Origin of the sequence: Moorena sp. SIO3B2, assembly GCF_010692525.1 — a bacterium.
Lineage (GTDB): Bacteria > Cyanobacteriota > Cyanobacteriia > Cyanobacteriales > Coleofasciculaceae > Moorena > Moorena producens.
Genome location: NZ_JAAHHE010000501.1, coordinates 1 through 3,855, shown reverse-complemented (window position 1 = coordinate 3,855; position 3,855 = coordinate 1). Strand labels below are relative to the sequence as shown.

General features: G+C 43.6%; 4 protein-coding genes. All 4 read right to left on the bottom strand.

Features of this window, described 5'->3' with window-relative positions; genetic code table 11:
- Positions 1-1,112 (bottom strand): pyridoxal phosphate-dependent decarboxylase family protein (locus tag F6K38_RS37015; RefSeq protein ID WP_287359996.1); only part of this gene is annotated, 1,112 nt, incomplete at its 3' end.
- Positions 1,113-1,297: 185 nt separating this feature from the next.
- Positions 1,298-2,200, bottom strand: a complete 903-nt coding sequence (locus F6K38_RS37010; protein WP_287313012.1) for an ATP-grasp domain-containing protein — start codon at positions 2,198-2,200, stop codon at positions 1,298-1,300.
- 266 nt (positions 2,201-2,466) lie between these two features.
- The gene (gene pstB, locus F6K38_RS37005) at positions 2,467-3,267 is read right to left on the bottom strand and encodes a phosphate ABC transporter ATP-binding protein PstB (RefSeq protein ID WP_287313011.1); all 801 of its coding nucleotides are present in this window, start codon (positions 3,265-3,267) and stop codon (positions 2,467-2,469) included.
- Positions 3,261-3,855: PstA family ABC transporter permease (locus F6K38_RS37000; RefSeq protein WP_287359994.1), on the bottom strand; the 595-nt coding region annotated here is incomplete at its 5' end. The genes F6K38_RS37000 and pstB, both read right to left, overlap by 7 nt.

Below are 3,855 nucleotides of genomic sequence, written 5' to 3'. Positions count from 1 at the left end.
GCGAGTTCAAACAAGCGGTCAACCCGTGCTTCATAACCACTTTTGCCGTAGTATTTCCAGGCTAGCCACAGCTTAAGGGCATCTACTTTCCGCCCACACTGCAAGGACATAGCTCCGAGATTATAGGCACTATCTTCATCATCGTGGAAGATATAGTGAGTACCTTGACTAGAACAAGCCTCCAATAAAGTCCCTGGTTGTTTAACCAGAATAGCTGAACAAATCAACGGCACCCCCATAAGTTTGTGAGCATCCCAAGTAAACGAATCTGCTAAGGAGCTACCTTGTAACAGGTGCTTGTGCTGGTTGCTGAATAAAACCGGAGCACCCCAAGACCCATCCACATGTAGCCAGAGTCCATATTTGCTGGTAATTTCTGAAATTGAGAGCAACGGATCGAATGCACCGGCAACGGTAGTGCCCGCAGTCGCTGTAACAAAGAAAGGTGTTTTTCCTTCCCTTAGGCTTTGTTGAATAGCAGCTTCTAATTGTTGCGGGCACATGCGCTGATCGTGATCGGATTTGACTTTAACTACATTGTCTATGCCCATGCCCAACAAATTTGCTGCTTTGAAAAAGGAATAGTGAGCTTGATCTGAGATGAATGCTACTAGCTGGTGATTTCCCAATCCCTTGTTTTTGGCTTCGGGTAGGAGTTTGTGTCGCGCACAAAGCATGGCGATCAGATTAGCATTACTCCCTCCTGTCACCATCAACCCCTCACCTTGAGGAAAACCGATCAAGTCGTTGAGAGCCTCAATCAATTTAATCTCTATCAGCGTGGCGACTGGAGCAACTTCATAGGTATACATAGAAGTATTAGCAGTACTAGTTACCATTTCTGCTAATAATCCAGTTATCTCAAATCCACCCCAAAGCTGGTTAAAAAACTTGTGGCTACTAGTCCGCACGCTGTGATCGAGGTATGATTCAATAATCGGAATTAAATCGGCTAAGGGAACTCCGTTTTCCGGTAAGCTTAAATCGAGTTTTTCCTTAAGGGTTTGAGGGCTTTTGTAATCTATTACCTTGGTATCGGTATTTTTATTTTCCTGCAAATACTTAAGGAGTTTATCAACAGTTAAGTTGATTATTTTTTCAAACTCGATCATAATTTATTATTTGGTATAATTAGATATTTGGTGGAATTGATAAGGGTGCATATCCTAAAAGCAGTTTGACCCGGTGGGTGGAATGGGCATCTTGCCCGTTACAATTTTCGGGCGTTCTGTCCCAACGGTGACGACTACGCATAAAATGAGGGATCGCCCGTCTTATGACGCACCCTACCCAACTATCAAAGTGCTACTAACACCTCGGCAAGTTTCCTCTTGGTGCTAGCGAATACTTCATGTTGTTGATTGTCCCAAATGCTAACACGAGAATTAAGCTCGATGATTTTCGGTTGACCGTTAACTAGGGCAAGATCAATACCATAAAAACGGTTACCGTACTGTACCATGTGTTTTTCAATTTGTTCGACTAGATCTAAGACAGTGCTAGGGATGAGTTCTATTTCTACAACACGCATATCGCCTCCTTCAGTCACGGATGCTACTAATTTTCCTGAAGCTGGAGTACGTACTATAGAGTGAAGAATTTCCCCGTTGAGGAGTGCTACACGAAAGTCATGAACACCATTGACAATACCGGGTATACCTGAGCGTGAATCGATAAACTCTTGCACTAAGAAGGGATAGGGGCAATCCTGCTTCTTTAAGAACTCATCGTCTCCAATGTGGACATTTCTGGCTTCAAGACCATCTACTGGCTTGACAACTTTATACTGTCCTGGTATATCATCTAGTGCATCAAAAAACTCTTCTTGGCTGTTAACAAGATAGGTTTGGGGAGAATAGTCACTGAACAGCTGAAAGGTTTTATATTTTTTGGTGCAAATTTCGTTAATTTCCTGACAGTTAAGAACTGGGATAGTTCCATCAGAGCTAAACAATCCTTTATCGAAAATGACATCAGCTTTGATAGGACCGGTTTCTATAACTTGTCCATCTCGTAATTCCCAACTCTGGGAAAATTGTCCTGACCCTAGATAAGAAGATTGGTGACGAACAACACGAAAATTGGCACCAAAGGCTTCTATTGCTTCACCAAGTTGGGCAATGTGTCGTATGTACTTTTTTTTAGTAAATGGGTAGGAAAAGGTGCCTGCTTCCTCAAAAAAGACAGCAACAGTTTTCAAGGTTGACCTCAAACTGGGAATCAACCGAAAATTATAGCAATTTTTTAAGGAAGCAGGATGTTTGACAAGGGTTTACGATATGCGATCGCGTAGCGTAGCCCTTCGGGCTAATCGCTAATCCCCTCACCGGAGCCTGCTGAGTTTTTGGCGTTGCGTCAGTCAAAGAATGAATAGGAGTAGAGTGGGCATCCTGCCCGCCCCAAAATATCAAGGAACAGGCAAGATGCCTATTCCACAAAACTCCATTATTAAGCAACGCTGAGGTTCTAACCAATGCGTCCGCTAATATAAGCTTCTGTCTGTGAGTTCGCCGGTCGTTCAAAGATTTGCCTAGTCTCCCCAAACTCCATCATTGCCCCCAAGTACATAAACGCGGTATAATCCGATATCCTTGCTGCCTGTTGCATGCTGTGAGTCACAATCAGAATTGTGACTTGTTTCTTCAGCTCAGCAATTAATTCTTCAATGCTGGCAGTAGCAATGGGGTCAAGAGCAGAGGTGGGTTCATCGAATAAAATAATCTCTGGGTCAGCGACTAAAGCGCGGGCAATACAAAGACGTTGCTGTTGACCTCCAGATAGGTTATAGGCTGAGTCATAGAGGCGGTCTTTTACTTCATCCCACAAGGCCGCTCCCCGCAACGCTTTCTCCATTTTTTCTTCTATCAGACGACGTCTATTTTCACCCCGGACTCGCAACCCATAGGCAACATTGTCATAAATTGATTTGGGAAAAGGATTAGGCTTTTGAAATACCATGCTAATCCGCATCCGCACTTCTATCGGGTCAATTTTCTTACCTAAAATGTTGACATCGGAGTCGAGCCAGATTGCTCCCTCGTAGCGATTACCAGGATAAAGGTCATGCATACGATTGAAGCATCGCAGTAACGTGGTTTTGCCACACCCTGACGGTCCAATTAGTGCGGTTACTTGTTTTTCCGGCACCAGTAAACTAATACTTTTGAGAGCATGAAATGAACCATAGTAAAAACTGAGGTTATCCACCTCAGCTTTGGCGTTACTAATGGTTGAGTCGGATAATTTATTAGATAGTTTTTCTACCATTTTAGACCTTTACGGAAGCGATAGCGTAGATAAATAGCAATACCATTCATAGCTAGGGTCATAGCAATCAAGACTGTACCGGCTGCGGCTGCATTTGCCTCAAATGCCCGTTCAGGTCTAGATACCCAGGTAAACATCTGAATCGGCATAACTGTGAATTCAGCTTGAAGCCATGCAAACAGCTGCTGTAAGTTTAGATAGGGAAATTCACCCTGAAAGGGAATATAGGGAAATTCGCTGTTTAATGGAGAATCTGGCAAAAAGCGAATAAATACTAGAGCACCAATGGTAACCACAGGAGCAGTTTCCCCAATTGCCCGAGATAAACCAATGATTACGCCTGTGAGAATACTACCAAACGAATAGGGCAAAACATGATCCCAAATCATTTGCCACTTACTGGCTCCCAGGGCATAAGCAGCCTCCCGGAGATGATTAGGAATTGCCCGCAGTGCCTCTCGTGTGGTGACAATCACCACTGGCAGAATTAACAACGCTAAGGTCAAACCTGCTGAGAGAATGCTTCGACCTAAATTTAACTCATAGACGAATAAGCCCAAGGCTAATAAACCATAGACAATGGAGGGA

What these genes read in the sequence shown, in the direction of transcription:
- pstB (WP_287313011.1), bottom strand. Translation starts at nt 3,267, where the DNA reads ATGGTAGAAAAACTATCTAATAAATTATCCGACTCAACCATTAGTAAC.